The sequence below is a fragment of the Mesorhizobium sp. WSM2561 genome (assembly GCF_000513915.1).
Lineage (GTDB): Bacteria > Pseudomonadota > Alphaproteobacteria > Rhizobiales > Rhizobiaceae > Mesorhizobium > Mesorhizobium muleiense.
Genome location: NZ_AZUX01000053.1, coordinates 1 through 18,690, shown reverse-complemented (window position 1 = coordinate 18,690; position 18,690 = coordinate 1). Strand labels below are relative to the sequence as shown.

Below are 18,690 nucleotides of genomic sequence, written 5' to 3'. Positions count from 1 at the left end.
CCGACGAGGGCCGGTTTCGTTGGCAAAAGGCTGCCGTTCCCTGCTATTCCCCCTTCAAATCAAAAGCAGTGGACTTGCGCATGACCAATGTCGCCTTGACCGGGCTTGCCCGCGATCTCGCCAAGCGCGCCGCGGAAGGCCGACCGGTGCGCATCGGCGTCATCGGCTCCGGCGAGATGGGCACCGACCTGGTGACGCAAGGCATGCTGATGCCGGGCATTTCGGTGTGCGCCGTCTCGACCCGCCGCCCGCACACCGCGCGTGATGCCATCCGCATCGCCTATGGCGATGAGGCGATGGCGCGGGAGGCCGATACGCCGTCGAAGCTCAGCGAGGCGATCGAGAGCGGAAAAATCGCCATCACCTCGAACGAGATGCTGGTCACCAATCCGCTGATCGACGTCGTCATCGACGCCACCGGCAAGCCCGGCGTCGCCGCCGATTTCGACCTGATGGCGATGCAGCACGGCAAGCATCTGGTGATGATGAATGTCGAGGCCGACGTCACCATCGGCTGTTATCTGAAGCAGCAGGCCGACCGGCTCGGCGTCGTCTATTCGGTCGGCGCCGGCGACGAGCCGTCGAGCTGCATGGAACTGATCGAGTTCGCCTCCGCGCTCGGCTACACCATCGTCTCGGCCGGCAAGGGCAAGAACAATCCGCTCAACCATGACGCCGTTCCGGATGACTATCGCGCGGAAGCGCTGCGCCGCAACATGAACCCGCGCATGCTGGTCGAGTTCGTCGACGGCTCGAAGACCATGGTCGAGATGTGCGCCATCGCCAACGCCACCGGGCTGGTGCCCGACATTGCCGGCATGCACGGTCCCAAGGCCGACCGCGATGAATTGGCCAAGGTGCTCATCCCGCGCGCCGACGGCGGCATCCTGTCGAGGAAGGGCGTCGTCGACTACACCATCGGCAAAGGCGTGGCGCCCGGCGTGTTCGTGATCGTCGAGGCCACGCATCCGCGCATCATCGAGCGCATGGACGATCTGCATATCGGCCATGGACCCTATTACAGCTTCTTCCGGCCCTATCATCTGACCTCGTTGGAAGTGCCGCTCACCGCCGCGCGCATCGCGCTCTATGGCAAGCCGGACATGGTGCCGCTGCCGAGGCCGGTTGCCGAGGTCTGCGCCGTGGCCAAGCGCGATCTGGCGGCGGGAGAGACATTCGACGCGATCGGCGAGACCTGCTACCGCTCCTGGACGATGACTGTCGAAGAGGCCCGCGCCAACCGCGCCATGCCGGTCGGCCTGCTCGAAGGCGGCAGGGTGCTGAGGCCGGTCAGCAAGGGCGAGCTGCTGACATCAGCCAATGCCGCGCCCGACCCGACCACCAGGCTGTTCGCCTTGCGCCGGCTGCAGGACGAGATGCTGTACGGATTAGGATAATGATCGAGACGCGTGAATCCGAATTGAAGCGGGAAAGTGGACGCATTCCTCTGGCCAAACGACTCGCAGCCATTGCCCACGATCTCAAAGCCAGAGCGGGCAAGAACGGCCGGCCTGTGATCAAGGATGAGATCGACGAGTTGTGGGGACATCCCTGATGCCGGCGAATGGAACGACCATATCGAAACGGCGATGCGGCTCGATCTGACCACTGGATCGCTGCACTTCTGGGCCACTGTAACGGCATGGTCCTAGGATCCATGCGGTTACCTCTGAGCATCGCAGCGTTTGAAAACGGAGATTCTGTGACCTTCGAGCGCTGCTGCACTGAACAGCAGGCAGCAGCTCACCCGGTCGATCGACCGCCGGCTGAATATCAACGCCTGACTCGCAAAGCCGCCGCTACTTCCCCAACTCGATCGACCGCAGCCGCGCCGCCTCCACCGCTTCGGTGAGCAGTTTTGTCAGCCGGTCCTCGCCCATCAGCACGGCAAGCGCGGCGGCCGTTGTGCCGTTGGGGCTGGTCACCTGCTGGCGCAGCACGCCCGGATCTTCGCCGCTTTCGGCGGCGAGCGAGGCGGCGCCATAGACCGTCTGCACGGCCAGCAGCCTGGCGGTTTTGGCTGGCAACCCGGCCGTCTCGGCAGCCACCGCCAGTGCTTCGATGAAATGGAAGACATAGGCCGGGCCAGACCCTGACACCGCCGTCACCGCGTCCATCAGGCCCTCGTCGTCGATATCGGTCACTTCACCGCTCGCCGAAAGCAGATCAGCAACGAAACGTTTCGTATCGATGGAGACCAGCCGGTTGGAAAACACCACCATCATGCCCTTGCCGATCGCCGCCGGCGTGTTGGGCATGCAGCGCACGACCGGCGCGCGATCGCCCAGAATGGCCTCGAAAGTGGCGACCGGCGTTCCGGCGGCGATGCTGAGGAAGGTGGTGCGGCCATCATTGAAGCGCTTGTAGGCGGCGGTCACGTCGCGGATCACTTGCGGCTTCACCGCAATGACGGCGAGGGCCGGCACCGCGTCTGCCGGAATGCCGCCGGCATCCGCGGCAGCACTGCAGCCCAGCGCTTCGGCGCGCTTGCGCAAATCGGCATTGGGCTCGACCACGAAAACCGCCGCCGCGGCGAGCTTGCCCGATTTCAGCCAGCCGGAAAGCATGGCGTAGCCCATATTGCCGCAACCGGCGAGGACAAGCTTGATCGTCATTGGAGCCTCCGCAGAGCATCGGACCCAAAAGTGGGTACCGGTTTTGGCAAAATCCGATGCTCAAACCAAAAGATGGCTTCCCATAGACGTTCGTGGCGGGGCGGGGAAGCCCTGTTGGGACGGAGGATCAGGACGGACCACGAACCGCCATCGGCCGCAGCGACACTTGCCTCAGTCCGAACATGCCGAACACGAAGAACAGCCAGACCGGGTCGGCGCGATGGAAGAAGAAGCTTTCAAGGAAGGCGTTCAGCGCTGCGAACAGCACCACCATCATGAAGAAGTCGCCCAGATAGATGTTCTCCTTGCGCAAGGGAATGCGCACGTAATCGCGCAGCGGCGCGACAAGGAACGTGTAGACCGCCACGCACAAAGCCGGGATGCCCATCAGCACCGCGATGTCGAGATAGCCGTTATGGCCGTGCACGATGGTTCTGATGTCCCAGGCGCGGTCGAAAGGCTGGTCCTGGTTCAACAGCAGCGGCGTGCCCCAGAAGCTCTCGAAGCCATAGCCGGTCCACGGTCGCTTCGCCAGCATCTCGCCGGCGAACTCCCAAAGAGTCGTGCGCCCGGTGTAGGTCAGGTCGGGGAAATAGAGTGCCGCCAGATGCTTCACCGGCGGCAGGAAGACGATGCCCAGCGTGCCGATCGCTGCGGCGATGATGGCCAGCGCGAACAGGATCGGCGTGCCAAGCCGCATGCCGATCAGGCTTGGCAGCACGACGATCAGGATCGAAAACGGCACCAGTCCGGCCGTCGTCTTGGAACCGGTGTGCAGCATGAAGATCATCGCTGCGCAAAAGATCGATGCGCCCCAGAGCCGCTGTCCGCGCCGGTAGAGGTACAGCCCGGCGAAGCTGAAGCAGGCCATGACGGGCCCGGCGATGTTCTTGTGGGTGAACACGCCGCGCCACAGGCCGGCATGTTCCGGCTCCAGCGACGCGGCGGTGTGCAGCGCCTCGTTTGGAAAGACGATGAGCCCGATATAGGACAGGCCCATGACGACGACGATGGTGAAGATGATGACTTTCTCGAAAGCTTCGGCGTCGCGCGGCAGCGCCAGGATCGTCGCCATCGTCAAAATGCCGATCAGCGTGAAGAAGGCGGCGCGCATGGCAGACGGCGGATCGGTTGCCATCACCACCGAGAACATCAGGAAAGCCAGCATCAGCAGCCAGGACGGGCTGAGCAGCGAACGCACCACGCGCGGGTCGGCGAAAGCTACGAGCGAGAAGACCGAGATGGCGCCAAGCGAGCCGAAGCCGAGCTGGTTGACGATGTCGCCGCCATCACCGGTCGTTGCGGCGCCGGCCGGCTGGAACGGACGGAACGACACCAGGATGACGGTGAACAGCAGCGCGGCGACCGCGGTCGCGACACCGTCGCGTGTGAAGGCCGCGCTGAGCGGCGCGCGTTCAGTTCTTCTCAGGCTGCCGGTATTGCTCATTGGCGTATCCGAATTCGGCAAGCACGCGGCCGACAGCGACATGGATTGGGTATAAGGCCGTCGCCAACGACCCCGTCCGCGCCAGCCTGGCCGCGCCGCGAAACGGCGAGACGGCAAGCAGCGCCAGGCTCTTCAAGAAAACCCTGGTGCCGGCGAACGGCGTGCCGGCCCGCTTCTTCTTCTCGACCAATGTCGAGATGACGCCGTTGCGCAGGCTGCGGGCACGAATCCAGTCGGCTTCGATGCGCCGGGCTGGAACTGTTTCATGCACTTGCGCTTCGGCGCACCAGCCAAGCACAAAACCTGCTTGTGCCGCCCGGCTCAGGAAATCGGAATCGCCGCCGCCCATGAAGTTGAATTTCAGGTCGAGGAAGGGCGGCCCCATGGCGGTGAGCACGTTGCGGCCGACCAGCAAATTGCCGGAGGAATACAGCGCGGGCACCCGCCCGGTCTGCCGATAAGGTGGCGCAAAGACCGGGTGCTCGGCCCAATTGGCATGGGCCGCGTCGGCAAACACAGGCATTTGCGGGCCACCGACAATGTCGGCACCGAGCGTCTCGGCCGCATGGCACATGCGCTCGAGCCACTGCGGATCGGCGATCTCGTCGTCGTCGATGACCAGCAGGTGGCTGAAGTCAGGAAAGTGGAGGATAGCCGTCTGCCAGCCGGCATTGTAGGCGCTGCAATTGCCGCGCTCATGCGCGACGATCACCATGCCCGGGATGTCGCCGCCCTCGAACAGCGGCAGCGCCGCCCTGGCGCCGGCGCGCGCCTCGGCTTCGTTCTCGATGACGATGATTGCGAAACGTCTGCCGGTTTCCTGGGCCTTGAGCGATGCCAGCGTCGCCAGCAGTTGCTCGGGCCGTTTGAAGGTCGGCAGCGTAACGACCGCCTCGACGGCAGCGGCGACAAGTCCCGACGACCGCCCTGCGATCGATACCGAACCGTCCAATGGCAAAGGGATCATCCGCGTCCAGCCCGGGATTGGTGAGTTTGGCTCTCGATAGCATCCGTGATGATAACGTTTCGTTTATCACCTTCGTGGACAAGCCCGCAAATCGGCAACGCCGGGCCACCAAATATCTTCACTTAATCAAGGCTTCACCGCGCTTTGTTAGCTGTATCCGCTTAGGATAGGTGAGATGCATCTGCTGTTCGCCACATCGATCGTGCCCGACGGAGCCCTTGCCTCGGGCTACGAGATCGCCAATGCCGCGATCATCGCCGCGTTGCGGCGCGCCGGCGCGCGGGTCACCGTGATCGGCTTCACCTGGCCGGGCAAGCCTGCGAGCGATCCGCAAAACACCATCGTGCTCGGCGCTGTCGATGTGCGCACCGAAACCGCCTCATCGCTGCAAAAGCTCGCCTGGGTTGCAAGGGCGATGCTCTCCGGCCTCACTTTCGCGTCGGTCAAGCTGCGGGTGGTCAACGCCAGCGAGGTCCGCGCCGCCGTCGAACGCGCCGGCCCTTTCGACGGCTACGTCTTGAATTCCGTGCAGTTCGCCGGCGCCTTCGAAAGGCTTTTCGGCGACCGGCCGTCGATTTTCGTCGCCCACAATGTCGAGCATCGTTCGGCGCAGGAGAACGCCGCTGCCGCCGGCGGCCTTTTCCAGCGCCTGCTGTTTCGCCGTGAGGCAAGGCTGCTCAAGACTGTGGAAGAACGGCTCTGCCGCCGGGCACGCTTCGTCTTCACGCTGGCCGAGGAAGATCGCTCAGCGCTCGGCGTCGCCTCCGATGGCCGCTCGGCGGTGCTGCCGCTGGTGACTTGCGCCGAGCCGCCCGTGCAAAAAACCCCGCGCCGCGTCGACTGCGACGCGGCGCTGATCGGCACCTGGACCTGGCAGCCGAACCGCATCGGCCTCGACTGGTTCCTGGAAAAGGTGGTGCCGCATCTCAGGCCCGATTTCCGGGTCAGGATTGCCGGCGGCATGCCGTCGGGCCTCGCGTCCGCGCATCCCGGCGTCGAATTCGTCGGCCGCGTGCCGGACGCGCAGGCTTTCGTGCGCAGCGCCGCCGTCATCCCGCTGATCAGCACCTCCGGCAGCGGCGTGCAGCTCAAGACCATCGAAACCTTCGAGCTCGGCCTGCCTTCCGTCGCCACCAGCCATTCGCTGCGCGGCATCGACCATCGCCCGGTCAATTGCGTGGTGACCGATGATCCGGTCGCCTTCGCCGGCGCCCTTGAAGCAGCAGTGGGCGATGTCGGGGACGTCGACGGCAGCGCTTTCCACCGCCGGCAGCTGAAGGCGCTCGATGCCGCAATCAGGCTCGGCCTGGACAAGCTCGGGCCCGTCGGCCAGGAGATGTTTGCATGAATATGCACAACGCCCGCGCCGTTTTCGGTGCCGACAGCTTGAAATCGATCCTGGGCATCCCGGTCCTTGCCATCCGCTGGGACGATGCGGTCGCGCTGCTGGCCCGGTTGATTGCAGAGCGGCGCTTCACCAAGGTCACCTTTCTCAACGCGCACAACGCCAATGTCGCCTATGGGGACCCGGTCGTTGCCGAGGCGCTCGACGATTTTCTCATCCTGCCGGACGGTGTCGGCGTCGATCTGGCGGCGAAACTGCTTTATGGGGCGTCGTTTCCGGACAATCTCAACGGCACCGATTTCATCCCCGCCTTCCTGCAGGCGTCCGCCAGGCCGATGACCGTGGGGCTGCTCGGCGCGACCCAGGTCAACGCCGAGGCGGCGTCGAAGAAGCTGGCAGCGCTCGCGTTGCAGCACCGGTTCGTGGTCATCCATGACGGTTATTTCTCTCCCGCCGAGGAGCCGGCAATCGTCGATCGCATCGCCAGATTGCGGCCGGACGTGCTGCTTGTCGCCATGGGCGTGCCACGCCAGGAATTATGGATCGCGCGCCACATCGACGCGCGCCACTGCACGCTGCCGATCGCGGTCGGCGCGCTGCTCGATTTCCTGAGCGGCACGGTGCCGCGGGCGCCGCTGTGGATGCGTCGGCTCAGGCTCGAATGGCTGTTTCGGTTGTGGATCGAACCGGGCCGTCTCTGGCGCCGCTATGTGGTCGGCAATCCCCTGTTCCTGTGGCGCGTCATCGGCCAGAAATTCTTGCGCAGGCCCGCTCCTGCCAAAACTCGGCCCAGAGCAGGCCCCAGAGCGGGCCCCGGAGCAGATCATTGAACAACCGGTTCGTGCCGAGCCCTGACACGGAGGCCGATTTCCTTCCCCGGGCGCCGACGGCGGCGGTCGTGACGGCAAGCTATGCGCCGGATTTGGAGCGCTGCCGCCTGCTGTGCGACACAATCGACCGCTACGTTTCCGGCGTGGCGCACCACTATATTCTTGTCGAGCATCGTGACGTGGCGCTGTTTCGTCAGTTGGAGAATAATCGCCGCACCATCGTCGACGAGCGGGACCTGTTGCCGCGCTGGCTGCATGCCTTCGACGATCCGCTCAGCCTGTTCCGCCGGCGCATCTGGCTCAGCCTGAAGACCAAGCCGCTGCGCGGCTGGCATGTGCAGCAGCTTCGCCGCATCGCGATATCGGCGCATGCCGGCGAAGACGTGCTGGTCTTCTGCGATTCCGACGTGGCGTTCCTAAAACCTTTCGACTGCAGCGCCTTCTGGCGCGATGGCAAGGTGCGGCTGTTCCGCCGCGACGGCGTGCTGTCCGGTGAGGGTCATGAGGAGCATCGCATCTGGTCGCGCAATGCCGGTTCGGCGCTCGGCATCGAGCCATCGGAGGTTTCGACCCACGACTACATTTCGACGCTGATTGCCTGGCGCCGCCAAACCGTGACGGCGCTGTGCGCGCGGATCGAGACGATCCATGGCCGCAACTGGGTCGAAATCGTCGGTGCGGCGCGCAAATTCTCCGAATGCATGATCTACGGCCGCTATGTCGACGACGTGCTCGACGGCGCCGGCCATTTCCATGGCTCGGAGGAGTTCTGCCGCGTCCACTGGACGGGCGAGGCGCTGTCGGATGACGAGTTCCGCCGTTTCGTCGCCGCCATGGCGCCGCAACAGGTGGCCATCGGCATGCAGTCGTTCATCGGCACCGATGTCGGCCGCATCCGCCGCCTGATCGGGCTCGATTAGTCTGCTGTTGATCGAGCTTGATCCCTAGACCGGCTTCGCCGGCCTGCGCATCGCCGAATAGGTGAGCAGCGCCGAGGCGAGATAGAGCAGCAGGAAGACGACGTTGAGCGAGAGCACCAGATCGGGCGTATCCAGGATGTTGGTCAGCACATAAGTCAGCAGCACCGCCTTCATTCCGGCAAGCAGCGCCAGGTTGATCGCCCGCACCAGCGTCTGGCCGCGCGCGAACAGAAGCTCGGCCTGGTATTCGACGAGATTGCGCAGGCCCGGCACGCAGATCGCCAGCACCACCAATGGGGCGGCCTCCGCAACATTCCTGCCGAGCGCGTTGGGGAAAAAATGCAGCACGATGCCGAGTGCCGCCAGCGCCAGTGTCGAGACCGCGAACACGCCGCCTTCGATGCCGCTCCTGACCGAAAGGCGCGACAAAAGTTCCGGCGCCCGCATCATGCGCTGAACCAGCATCATCGAGAAGGTGCGGATCGGGATCGCCGTCAGGTCGACCAGCCGCATGATGATGGCATAGATGCCGGCGAGGTGCGGGCCGCCGATCGCCAGCACCAGCAGCTTGTCGAATTCCATCTGCAGGTAGAACAGCACCTCTGCGCCGGCCACGTAGATGGAATCGGCGAGCCGCCGCAGATAGAGCGTCAGCCGCAGCCGCAGCCTTTGGCGCGGATAGAAAAATCCGAAGGCGATGAGCAGCGAGGCGGCGTTGGCGCCGATGTAATACCAGGACCAGACCCCTATGGTCGGCTGCGCCGCGAACATGAACAGCACGGCGCCGAGCGCCCGCAAGGCCGTCGCCAGGATCGTCAGCAGGGCGGCGCGGCCGAATTTGCCGAGGCCGTTGTTGACGATCAGCGCCACCTCGACCGGCCGCCACAGCAACGCCTCGGCAAACACGATCGCCGCAAAGACCGACAGCGGCACGGTGCCGGCAAAGAAGACCAGGTAGACGCCGTAGGAGGCGGCCGCCAGCAATGGCAGCGATATCGCGCCAAACAGCAGGAAGCCGGCCGTGAAGGTGCCGATCAGATTGGGGCGGATGGTGGCGGTTCGGTAAAGCGCCGAGATGAAGCCGAAGGCCAGGATGCGCGACAGCATCACGCCGGCCGCCGAAGCAGTGGCAAACATGCCGAACTCGGCGATCGACAGCGTGTTGCCCAGCGCGATGAAATAGGCGAGCGAAAACACCAGCCGCCCGCCCGCGCCACTGATCGCCGAAAGATAGTCGCGTACCAGCCGCCGTCGCTCGGCGACGAAAGCGACGATCCGGGCGAGAAGCCGTTTTTGCGGGATGCTGCCAGCCTGAGTCATGTGTCGAGACAGCATAGGCCGGAAAGTTTAACGCGCGGTTCTGAGCGCTTTCGATGCTTTCAAGAAGGGCACAACCCTAGAGGGAAACCGTGTCTTCAAGGCTGGGAAATTAACCTTTTGTTTCCTATACTTGTTTAGCGTGGTTTAACGAATGGCTGACCGCGCGTTAAAGCCGCAAAGGGCAAGCTCCACGACAATGGTCGACAGGCAAAACCGTGAAGATTGGAAGCGCGAGCGGTCCTTGCTGGCGCTCGGCCAGGCGTTGCGCGGCGAAGAAGAACCATCGCTGGTTGCGATCGGGGACCGGGCAGACCCGTCGTGGCGCGAGGATGCCGCAACGCGCCATCGTGTCGCGCGCTTACGCCGCGAGGGGCGGGCGCATCCGGAATTCTTGGCAACCCCGGAGCCCTCGGCGACCCCGGAACGCTGGGTGACTCCGGAATTCTCGGCAAACAATGAAACAAGCCAGTTTCAAGCCGATCATGTATCCGCTTCGGCCGCCCCGATGCCGCCTGAGGCCGACGACGCCGTTGAAGCGGGCTATGCGGACGCCAGGCCGCGGGAGGAGCCGGTTGCTGCCGGCGCCTCCGAGGACCGCCATGCCGATGCCGATCCTCGATACGCCGCGTTCGATTCTCGATACGCCGGGTTCGATCCCCGATACGCCGCGTTCGATTCCCGATACGCAGCGTCCGAGCCTCAATACGCCGCATTCGAACCGCGACACGCCGGTGACGAGCAGCGGTCTTCCCGCGAGGATGACGACAGATGGAAGCCGTTGATCGATCCGATGCAGGTCGTCCGCGGCGTTGCCCGGTCAAAGCTGCTGATCGTCGCCATGACGATACTGGGCGCCACGCTCGGCGTCGCGATCGCGCTGTCGACGCCGAAGAAATACGAAGCCACGGCAGAGCTGATCGTCGACCCGCGCGACCTGAAGCTCACCGACCGCGACCTCACGCAATCCGTGGTTGCGTCCGACGCGACGCTGGCCATCGTCGAGAACCAGGTTCGCGTGCTCACCTCCGGTACCGTTCTGAACAAGGTCGTGGACAAGCTCAATCTCGTCAATGATCCGGAGTTCAACGGGCAAGGTTCCGATGGCCTGGGGATGATGACGTTCATCCGGTCGGTCCTGTCGCGCAATGACGGGCCGGCTGCCGGTGAAGGCCGCCGCCGTGCGCTGGCCGTCGCCAATCTGGCGGAGAGCCTTTCGGTCGAGCGCGGCGGCAAGACCTTTGTCATCTCCGTAAGCGCCACCACGCAAAATGGCGAGAAGTCGGCGCTGATCGCCAACACGATGACGGATGTTTTTCTGCAGACCTTCGGTCAGATCCAGTCCGACACCGCTGGCCGCGCGACCAACGAGCTGACGGGCAGGCTCGACGAGCTGCGCAAGGGCGTGGAAGCGGCCGAGCGCAAGGTCGAGGATTTCAGGGCCGCGCACGACCTCGTCGACGCGCAAGGCCATTTGATCAGCGACGACGAGATGCTCAAGCTCAACCAGCAGCTGGCCATCGCCCGCGCGCGCACGCTGGAACTTAACGCCCGCGCGGCGTCGGCGCGCTCGATCGACGTGAATTCGGTTCTGAGCGGCACCTTGCCGGAGGAGATCAACTCGAACGCCATGAGCGAGTTGCGCTCGCAATACGCGACGCTCAAGCAGGAGGCCGACCGCGCCGCGATCCGGCTCGGGCCGCGCCATCCCGAGCTCCAGGCGCTCAATGCCCAGCTTGCCGGATCGCGCGAGCGTATCGCCGGGGAACTGCGCCGCATCGCCTCGTCGCTGCAGGTCGACCTCAGGCGCGCCGTGCAGCTCGAACAGGATCTGGCCTCCCGGCTGGCGCAGTTGAAGGTCCGCAGCGGCGACGTCAACAGCGACCTGGTCACGCTGCGCGAGCTGGAGCGCGAGGCCGCCGCCAAACGCTCCGTCTATGAGCAATATCTTCTCCGCGCCAAGGAGACCGGCGAGCAGAAGGACATCAACACTGCCAACATCAACGTGATCTCCAAGGCCTTCGCCCCGCTCGAGCCGAACGGACCGTCGCGCGCCATGACGGTGCTTGCCGGCCTGCTGGCGGGGCTTGCTTCCGGTGTCGGCCTCGGCGCCATGCGCGGCGCTTATGCGAGCCTGCGCGAAACCGCCGATTCGCGGCCGCGCCGCAGGGCAGAAGAGCGCCGGACACCCATTGAAGACAAAGCATACCAGCCGCCCGTTCCGCCCCATGCCGGGCAAGTGCCTCATCCGCAGCAGCAGTATCCGCGAGCCTCGTCGGACGAGGCAGATCAGGCTTCGAAAGCCGCTGAACAGCAAGCCTCCATCGAGGAAATCCGAGCCAGCTTGCGCGAATTCCGCGAAGCGGTTCGCGAACTCACCGAAAGCCGATCGCGGCGCTATTTCTGAGCGCCGACTAGAATAAAAGCCATCGGTTTCGAGTTAGCGGCATAAGACGGCGCTTTGACGGGATTGCCCGGTCGGATTTTCGTGAGAATGCCGCCCGAAGCAGAACGATGTTGAGGGTGGTTGATGGCCGAGTTGATTGACGGAAAAAGCGTTGCCGAAGGCGTGGTTCGGCGCGTCAAGGCCCTGACGATCGAACTAATGGAAAAGGGCGCGCACAAGCCCGGTCTCGCAGTGGTCATCGTCGGCGAGGATCCGGCGAGCCAGGTTTACGTCGCCTCCAAATCCCGCACCGCCAAGGAATGCGGCTTTCATTCGGTCCAGCACACGCTGCCGGCCGAAATATCCGAACAGGAACTGCTTGCCATCATCGGCGAGCTCAACGCCGATCCCGGCATCAACGGCATCCTGGTGCAGCTTCCATTGCCTGGCCATATCGATGCGGGCAAGGTCATCCAGGCAATAGCGCCGCAAAAGGATGTCGACGGCTTCCACTTCATCAATGTCGGCAAGCTCGGCACCGGCGAACTGGAGACGGCGTTCGTGCCTTGCACGCCGGCCGGCTCGATGCTGCTCATCGAGCGTGTGCGCGGCAAGGATCTTTCCGGGCTCAATGCAGTGATCGTCGGCCGCTCCAATATCGTCGGCAAACCGATGGCCAATCTTCTGCTTGCCGCCAACTGCACCGTCACCGTCGCGCACAGCCGCACGAAGGACCTGGCTGCACTGGCGCGCACCGCCGACATTCTCGTTGCCGCTGTCGGCAGAGCTGAAATGGTCAGGGGTGACTGGGTCAAACCGGGCGCCACCGTCATCGACGTCGGCATCAACCGCATCGCGGCGCCAGAAAAGGGCGAAGGCAAGACCCGTCTCGTCGGTGACGTCGCCTATGCGGAAGCGGCCAGGACCGCCGGCGCCATCACGCCTGTGCCCGGCGGCGTCGGACCGATGACCATTGCCATGCTGATGGCCAACACGCTAGCTTCCGCCTATCTCGCGGCCGGATTGAAACGGCCGTCTTTCTGAACCTGGAAAGCCCAAAGCTTTGCCGAACCTCACTGTTCCCTCAGAGCGGCCGGTCACCAATGATCCCATTCACGGCGGCCGGCAGTTCGGGTTCCTGCTGGTCGACAAGTTTTCCATGTTCTCGCTGGCCGCCGCAATCGACACGTTCCGGTCGGCCAACCGGCTGCTCGGCCACGACTTCTATGGCTGGACGACGGTGTCGGCCGACGGCGATGCCGTCATGGCCTCCAACGGCCTGCCGCTCAAGATCGACTACGCTGTCGCCGATCTGCCGCCGGTCGATATTCTTTTCGTCTCGGTCGGGCTGACCACCGAGTTTCCCGGCAAGAGCAAGGTGCTGGCGGCGCTGCGCAGCTGGGGCCGGCGCGGCAACGCGCTCGGCGCACTGTCGGTCGGCTCCTATCTGCTCGCCGAGGCAGGCCAGCTCGAAGGCTATCGCTGCACCATCCACTGGGAAAACCGCGCCGGCTTCGTCGAACGGTTTCCCGACATCAACTGCACCGGCAATGTCTTCGAGATCGATCGCAAGCGTTACACCTGCGCCGGCGGCACCACCTCCATCGACCTGATGCTGGAGATCGTGCGCGGCGATTTCGGCTCGAGCCTCGCCAACGGCGTCGCCAACCAGTTTCAGCACGAGCGCATCCGCTCCGCCGGAGACCGCCAGCGCGTCGGCCCTGAGCGCGACCTGACCGGCAAATCGGAGAAGCTGCGCCGCATCGTGGAACTGATGGCCGATCATCTCGACGAGCCGCTGTCGGCGGTGCAGCTCGCCAAGTCGGCCGGCCTGTCGGTGCGCCAGGTCGAGCGGCTGTTCCTGCGCCACCTCAGCGTGACGCCCGGCCGCTATTACATGCGGCTCAGGCTTGAGCGGGCGCGCGAATTGCTGCGCCAGACCAATATGCCGATCCTCGACGTGGCGATCGCAACCGGCTTCACCTCGCACTCCTATTTTGCCCAGAGCTATCGGCTGCAGTTTGGCCGGCCGCCTTCCGAAGAGCGGCGCACGACATATTGAGTGGTTTGGCGCAGTCAGCGCCGCCACGGGCCCCGGCGCCCGGGCTTGTATCGTGGCGCGGCGTCAAATAGCTTCCCCCCAGGCGGGCATGGACTTGGCGGGCACGGACTGGCGGGCATGGACCGGCTGGCAGAAGCTGACTGGCTGCGACGAACTGGCGGCCACTGACTGGTCACTGACTGGGGGGAGATTTCATGGCGGGACTTGCACGGAGCATCGTTGCGGCGGCGCTCCTGTTGTGGATGACGACGCTCGGCCTTGCCGCCGACCGTGTCGTCATCATTCTCGACGCCTCCGGTTCGATGTGGGCGCAGATCGACGGCAAGCCGAAGCTCGAAATCGCCCGCGAATCGCTGCGAACGGTGCTGCAATCGGTCCCCGCCGACAAGGAAATCGGCTTCATGGCCTATGGCCATCGCGAGAAGGGCAGTTGCGAGGACATCGAGCTCATCGTGCCGCCGCAGGCCGGCTCGGCAGGTGCTGTTTCCACTGCCGCCGACAGCCTGAAATTCCTCGGCAAGACGCCGCTGACATCAGCCGTCAGGCAGGCGGCCGAGGCGCTGAAATACACCGAGGACAAGGCCACCGTCATCCTGATCACCGACGGGCTTGAGACCTGCAAAGGCGACCCCTGCGCGCTCGGCAAGGAACTGAGTGCTGCCGGTGTCGACTTCACCGTAAACGTCGTCGGCTTCGGCCTGACCGCGGACGAGGGCAAGCAGGTTGCCTGCCTCGCCGACAACACCGGCGGCAAATACATCCAGGCGTCGGATGAGAAGGCGCTGCAGGACGCGCTGGTCGAGACCATCGCCGCCGCACCTGCACCGGCGCCCGAACCAGCGCCTGCGCTGCAGCCGCCGGCCGCGCCGGAAAAACCGGAGTTCAACTTCATGCCCGCCGTGGTGCTCGCCGATGGCGGCGATCCCGTCACCGACGGCAATTCCTGGGAGATCTTCAAGGCAAAGTCCGACGGCACGCGCGGCGAGTACGTCGCCACCGAATATGGAGCTTATAAAGGCAATTTGGAGCCGGGCGATTACACAGTCGTGGCGCGCCATGGCGAGGCCAGGACCGAACAGAAGATTACGGTCGAGGCGGGCCAGGTCTACAAACCCCTGTTCGTGCTCGATGCCGGCACGCTCATCATTCATCCGCGGCCAAGCGAGGGAGCGGATGTGGCCGATGGTGCGGCTGTCGTGATCGCCTATCCGGGCGTTGAAATGCCCGCGACCTACTATGGCGACACCAAGGTCGTGTTGCCGGCCGGTGATCAGAAAGTGACGGTCAGGATCGGGCAGGGCGAGGTTACCGAAACCATCCCGCTCACTGATGGCAAGGTCGTCGACAAGGATATCATCGTCGGCGTCGGCCATGTCGTTGCCAACGCCTACTACATTGCCGGCGGCGACAAGGCCGACGGCTCGGGCATTGGCTTCAAGGTGTTCAAGGCAAAAAAGAAGATCGACGGAACGAGGCAAGAGGTGGCTTATGCCTATGGCCCCGACAGCAAGTTCGATCTGCCGCCCGATGACTATGTGCTGACGGCGACGGTCGACCTTGCCGTCGTCGAGCAGCCGTTCAGCGTCAAGGCCGGTGAGCATCAGGATCTGCAGATCGCCATCAATGCCGGCGTGCTGGCGATCACCGCGCCAGGAGCTTCGAAGATCGAGATTTTCGATCCGAAGAAGGACATCAACGGCAACCGCAAATCGCTCGGCTACGCCTATGACGAGAAATATCAGGCGGCGCTGCCGGCCGGCGACTACGCCGTCGTCTCGCAAATGTTGGACAACAGCTCAAAGGAAAGTACGGTGACCATCACAGCCGGCGAGCGAGCCGAGCTGACGGTGCAGTAGGGACATTCGACGTCTAAAAAGGGGGGCGCGAAGCCCAGCCCCTGACCCAAATGTGGAACCCAAGTATCTTGCAGCGCAATATTCGCCTGCGGCGCGGACGTTTCGCGCGGTTTAGCTTGCTGTAAAAATTTCCGCAAAAACATTCTGTTCGCCTGATCGTCGCAGAACATCCGGATTTGCGACGTGGCAAATGTCAGTCGCGAAACCGATTCAAAACTCGGGAATTTTGCGACAAGAACCGGGTAACGAGCCCCACAAGAGAAAATTTTCGGGCATGTGTCGGGGCGCTTGGCTGTCGTTCGTCTTGTATACCTGACACGACGGGGAGATTTTGCAGCATGGCGAAGATCGTATTCGGAATGAACCAGTCCCTCGACGGCTACGTCGACCACCAGGAGTTACCTGCGCCAAGTCCCGCGCTCTTTCGTCACTGGATAGAGCACGTGCGCGACCTGACCGGCAGTGTGTACGGTCGCCGCATGTACGAGGCCATGCGCTATTGGGACGAAGACCGTCCTGAGTGGAGTACGGAGCAACACGAGTTCGCGGCGGCGTGGCGGCGCCAGCCGAAATGGGTTGTATCGCGCTCGTTGAAGTCGGTCGGTCCCAATGCCACGCTTATCGCGGATGAGGTCGAGGTAGTGATACGCAGGCTAAAGGCCAAGCTAACAGGAGAGATTTCCGCTTCCGGACCAGAGTTGGCGCAAAGCCTGACCGAAATGGGTCTGATCGACGAATACCGCCTCTACCTTCACCCCGTGGTGCTTGGTCGCGGCAAGCCCTTCTTCGCCGGCTCTCGGCCACAGCTCCGCCTTGTGGCCAGCGAGCGAATCGGCGGGGAAGTCATCAGGTTGACCTACGTTCCTGCCTGATTACAGACCACGCCGACCAGGCCCGCTTTGAGGTTGAAAGACACGCCAACGTCACCGCTGAATGCCACGCCATTTTTGCAGACTTGACGCACACAACTGGATCGCCATTCGGCGAGGATCGGCCGAACGGCTTAGGAGCGCCACTACCGGTCATTCGCAGCGCGCCTCGTTAGCTGACCTTCAGCCACCGGCCGGAGTCGACCCCCTTTTGCGGACACTGGTTGTCATCCGGACGGACATCACCGCGTCCATCTTGCCCACCTGGACCGGGGCCTGAGCTTGGCGGCATGGCGGAGTTGCTCCCAATTGATCGCATCTTCGACTATCCGGCCATCTTGGCATTCCGTCGAACGCGTTCATCGACGCACCCATTTTCCTTCGTTCACGCGTGAGATGTGCGATCGATTTCATTTCGGAGCCGGCCATGCTTATTTTCCTTGGCTACTGGAACTTTCAGTGAGAGCGCATGTTGGTTTCCCAGCTATGGGAGAGAAACCATGAACAAGGATGAAGTGAAGCGCTCTGCGAAAAGCGGCGAAGTGAAGGCAAAGCCTGGCAAACCGGCTGGTGACAAGAAAATGAGTGCCGGCGGAACTGCCGGCAAGCTTGACGAAAGCACCAAGAAGGGCCTTGGGAAGACCGAGGACAAGATCAAGGATCGTCTCAAGGGTTGATCAGACGTCAGGGCCGCAACCGTATCGCGGCCCTGCTGCCTAGACCCTTACATTCGGATCGTTGACGGTCACCGACCGCAGCACCTACACAGCCTGTTCTCACCCGCATCAGTGACTTCAGGCGTGTCGGTCATTTGCCGCTTGGCAAGTTCACGGAACTCGCGACTTTGTTCGGCGGCGATGCCGGTTTCCCGCACCAAGCCTTGGATATGCATTAAGGTCGGACTTAGTGCGCTAAACAACTCTGCCGGTTGGGACGTCAACGGCCGATTCTGCACAACCGATCTGTCTGAAACTGCCGTTTAGAACTTCACCTGGCGGCATCGATTTCGCGACCTCTTCCGGTCGCGACGTGCAACTCTACCAACCTCCGGCGACAGTGAAAATCGTCTCCTGTGCGGCTACTGAAGAGGCGATTCTTGAAAACGGAACATCCCTACATTGTCGCAGTTTACATTAGTGTAAGGTCAACAAGAGAACCGGGCCATGGGGCCGAACCCTGCTGGTTTGCTCGGCGCTAATGCTCTCCTTCGCTCAGGCGGGGGCGCAGGAATGGTAGCAGTTCGGCATCGAAAGGTTTGGGTTTGTTTTCGACGTGCCGCCCGAGTTCGAACTGTTGCATCGTTCAAAGGACGGCGATGGCGCGGCCTTCCAATCCCCCGACGGAGCCCTCCTCGCCGTCTGGGGCACCGACGTCGCCGAAAGCGACTTCCTGCCTCAGGTCAAGAAACAGATCAGTCAGGACGAAAAAGAAGGCTGGAAATTCATCTATCGGCGGCTGACGCGTGAATGGGCAAGTTACTCGGGGATCAAAGACGACCAGATCCGATATGTCAGAGGCATAACGGTTGCGGCGATCGCGCCGCCATGTTTCTGATGGACTACAGCATGGAGCAAAAAGTTGCCTACGATCCGGTCGTCACCCGGATGGTTCGCTCGCTCAAGCCAGAAGATTGCTGACGGCTGGTCCGCACAATCCTTGGAACTTCGAGGGCACGGACCCGTTTTTGCTCCATACCGACGGGAAGGAGCAAATCATGACAAACCAGGACCCCGACATTCGTGAGACCCACGATCTTATCGCCAGCGACATGGTCGTCGGCACCAACGTCTATGACATCCAGGGAAATCACATCGGGCAGGTCGAAAGGCTGATCCTCGAGAAGAGGGGCGGCAGGNTATCCTATGCCGTTCTCAGCTTTGGTGGTTTTCTTGGAATTGGCGACGACTACTATCCGCTGCCGTGGCAGAAGCTCGACTATGACGAGAGCCTTGCAGGCTTCCGCATTGACATCACGAAGGAGCAAGTTGAAGGCGCTCCGCGCTATGCTCGCGACCAGGATTTCGACTGGAATGCCGAGAGTGGCCGCCGCGTTTACGACTACTACGGCGTCCGACC

Annotated in this window: 17 protein-coding genes; 13 read left to right on the top strand and 4 right to left on the bottom strand. The window is 63.2% G+C overall.

Going from position 1 to position 18,690, the window contains the following annotated elements; all coding sequences use genetic code 11:
- Window positions 1-80: 80 nt before the first annotated feature.
- A complete protein-coding gene (locus tag M727_RS0129130; RefSeq protein ID WP_027155563.1) occupies window positions 81-1,397 on the top strand; it encodes an NAD(P)H-dependent oxidoreductase in 1,317 nt (438 codons plus the stop codon).
- Window positions 1,397-1,555 carry a transcriptional regulator gene (locus M727_RS37910; RefSeq protein ID WP_036263860.1) on the top strand — a complete coding sequence of 53 codons (159 nt, stop codon included), beginning with the start codon at window positions 1,397-1,399 and terminating at the stop codon, window positions 1,553-1,555. The genes M727_RS0129130 and M727_RS37910 overlap by 1 nt, the downstream gene beginning before the upstream one ends.
- 244 nt (window positions 1,556-1,799) lie before the next feature.
- On the opposite strand, the gene proC is transcribed toward M727_RS37910, so the two are convergent.
- From proC to M727_RS0129110, 3 genes are all read right to left on the bottom strand, one after another.
- Window positions 1,800-2,615: a pyrroline-5-carboxylate reductase gene (gene proC, locus M727_RS0129120; protein WP_027155562.1), complete on the bottom strand. Its 816-nt coding sequence runs from the start codon at window positions 2,613-2,615 to the stop codon at window positions 1,800-1,802.
- A 127-nt stretch (window positions 2,616-2,742) separates the two neighbouring features.
- Window positions 2,743-4,062 (bottom strand): O-antigen ligase, encoded by a 1,320-nt coding sequence (locus M727_RS0129115; protein WP_027155561.1) that lies wholly within the window; start codon window positions 4,060-4,062, stop codon window positions 2,743-2,745.
- Window positions 4,031-5,029 carry a glycosyltransferase gene (locus M727_RS0129110; protein WP_027155560.1) on the bottom strand — a complete coding sequence of 333 codons (999 nt, stop codon included), beginning with the start codon at window positions 5,027-5,029 and terminating at the stop codon, window positions 4,031-4,033. Before M727_RS0129110 ends, M727_RS0129115 begins: the two co-directional genes overlap by 32 nt.
- A 175-nt stretch (window positions 5,030-5,204) precedes the next feature.
- Here M727_RS0129110 and M727_RS0129105 point away from each other — a divergent pair, with 175 nt between their 5' ends.
- The 3 genes from M727_RS0129105 to M727_RS0129095 are packed head-to-tail and all read left to right on the top strand — an operon-like array spanning window position 5,205 to window position 8,124.
- Window positions 5,205-6,377 carry a glycosyltransferase family 4 protein gene (locus tag M727_RS0129105; RefSeq protein ID WP_027155559.1) on the top strand — a complete coding sequence of 391 codons (1,173 nt, stop codon included), beginning with the start codon at window positions 5,205-5,207 and terminating at the stop codon, window positions 6,375-6,377.
- Window positions 6,374-7,204, top strand: coding sequence for a WecB/TagA/CpsF family glycosyltransferase (locus tag M727_RS0129100; protein ID WP_027155558.1), 831 nt, complete (start codon window positions 6,374-6,376; stop codon window positions 7,202-7,204). Before M727_RS0129105 ends, M727_RS0129100 begins: the two co-directional genes overlap by 4 nt.
- Entirely contained in the window at window positions 7,201-8,124 is a 924-nt protein-coding gene (locus M727_RS0129095) for a DUF6492 family protein (protein WP_027155557.1), read from the top strand. Before M727_RS0129100 ends, M727_RS0129095 begins: the two co-directional genes overlap by 4 nt.
- Window positions 8,125-8,148: 24 nt before the next feature.
- Here M727_RS0129095 and M727_RS0129090 read toward each other — a convergent pair whose 3' ends face one another.
- Complete coding sequence (locus M727_RS0129090; RefSeq protein ID WP_027155556.1) at window positions 8,149-9,444, bottom strand: lipopolysaccharide biosynthesis protein; 1,296 nt, start codon at window positions 9,442-9,444, stop codon at window positions 8,149-8,151.
- 196 nt (window positions 9,445-9,640) lie between these two features.
- Here M727_RS0129090 and M727_RS0129085 point away from each other — a divergent pair, with 196 nt between their 5' ends.
- The 8 genes from M727_RS0129085 to M727_RS0129045 form a co-directional block, all read left to right on the top strand.
- Window positions 9,641-11,848: a GumC family protein gene (locus tag M727_RS0129085; RefSeq protein WP_027155555.1), complete on the top strand. Its 2,208-nt coding sequence runs from the start codon at window positions 9,641-9,643 to the stop codon at window positions 11,846-11,848.
- Window positions 11,849-11,971: 123 nt separating this feature from the next.
- Window positions 11,972-12,871 carry a bifunctional methylenetetrahydrofolate dehydrogenase/methenyltetrahydrofolate cyclohydrolase FolD gene (folD, locus tag M727_RS0129080; RefSeq protein WP_027155554.1) on the top strand — a complete coding sequence of 300 codons (900 nt, stop codon included), beginning with the start codon at window positions 11,972-11,974 and terminating at the stop codon, window positions 12,869-12,871.
- Window positions 12,872-12,890: 19 nt separating this feature from the next.
- A complete protein-coding gene (locus M727_RS0129075) occupies window positions 12,891-13,889 on the top strand; it encodes a GlxA family transcriptional regulator (RefSeq protein ID WP_027155553.1) in 999 nt (332 codons plus the stop codon).
- A gap of 194 nt (window positions 13,890-14,083) precedes the next feature.
- On the top strand, window positions 14,084-15,745 hold the full coding sequence (locus tag M727_RS0129070; RefSeq protein WP_027155552.1) for a VWA domain-containing protein: 1,662 nt from the start codon (window positions 14,084-14,086) through the stop codon (window positions 15,743-15,745).
- A gap of 338 nt (window positions 15,746-16,083) precedes the next feature.
- Entirely contained in the window at window positions 16,084-16,617 is a 534-nt protein-coding gene (locus M727_RS0129065; RefSeq protein ID WP_027155551.1) for a dihydrofolate reductase family protein, read from the top strand.
- A 497-nt stretch (window positions 16,618-17,114) separates the two neighbouring features.
- Window positions 17,115-17,291 carry a hypothetical protein gene (locus M727_RS41890; RefSeq protein ID WP_023799002.1) on the top strand — a complete coding sequence of 59 codons (177 nt, stop codon included), beginning with the start codon at window positions 17,115-17,117 and terminating at the stop codon, window positions 17,289-17,291.
- Between the two features lie 595 nt (window positions 17,292-17,886).
- The gene (locus M727_RS43340) at window positions 17,887-18,168 is read left to right on the top strand and encodes a hypothetical protein (RefSeq protein WP_245269038.1); all 282 of its coding nucleotides are present in this window, start codon (window positions 17,887-17,889) and stop codon (window positions 18,166-18,168) included.
- Window positions 18,169-18,328: 160 nt separating this feature from the next.
- The coding region (locus M727_RS0129045) for a PRC-barrel domain-containing protein (protein WP_027155577.1) at window positions 18,329-18,690 on the top strand (362 nt) is incomplete at its 3' end.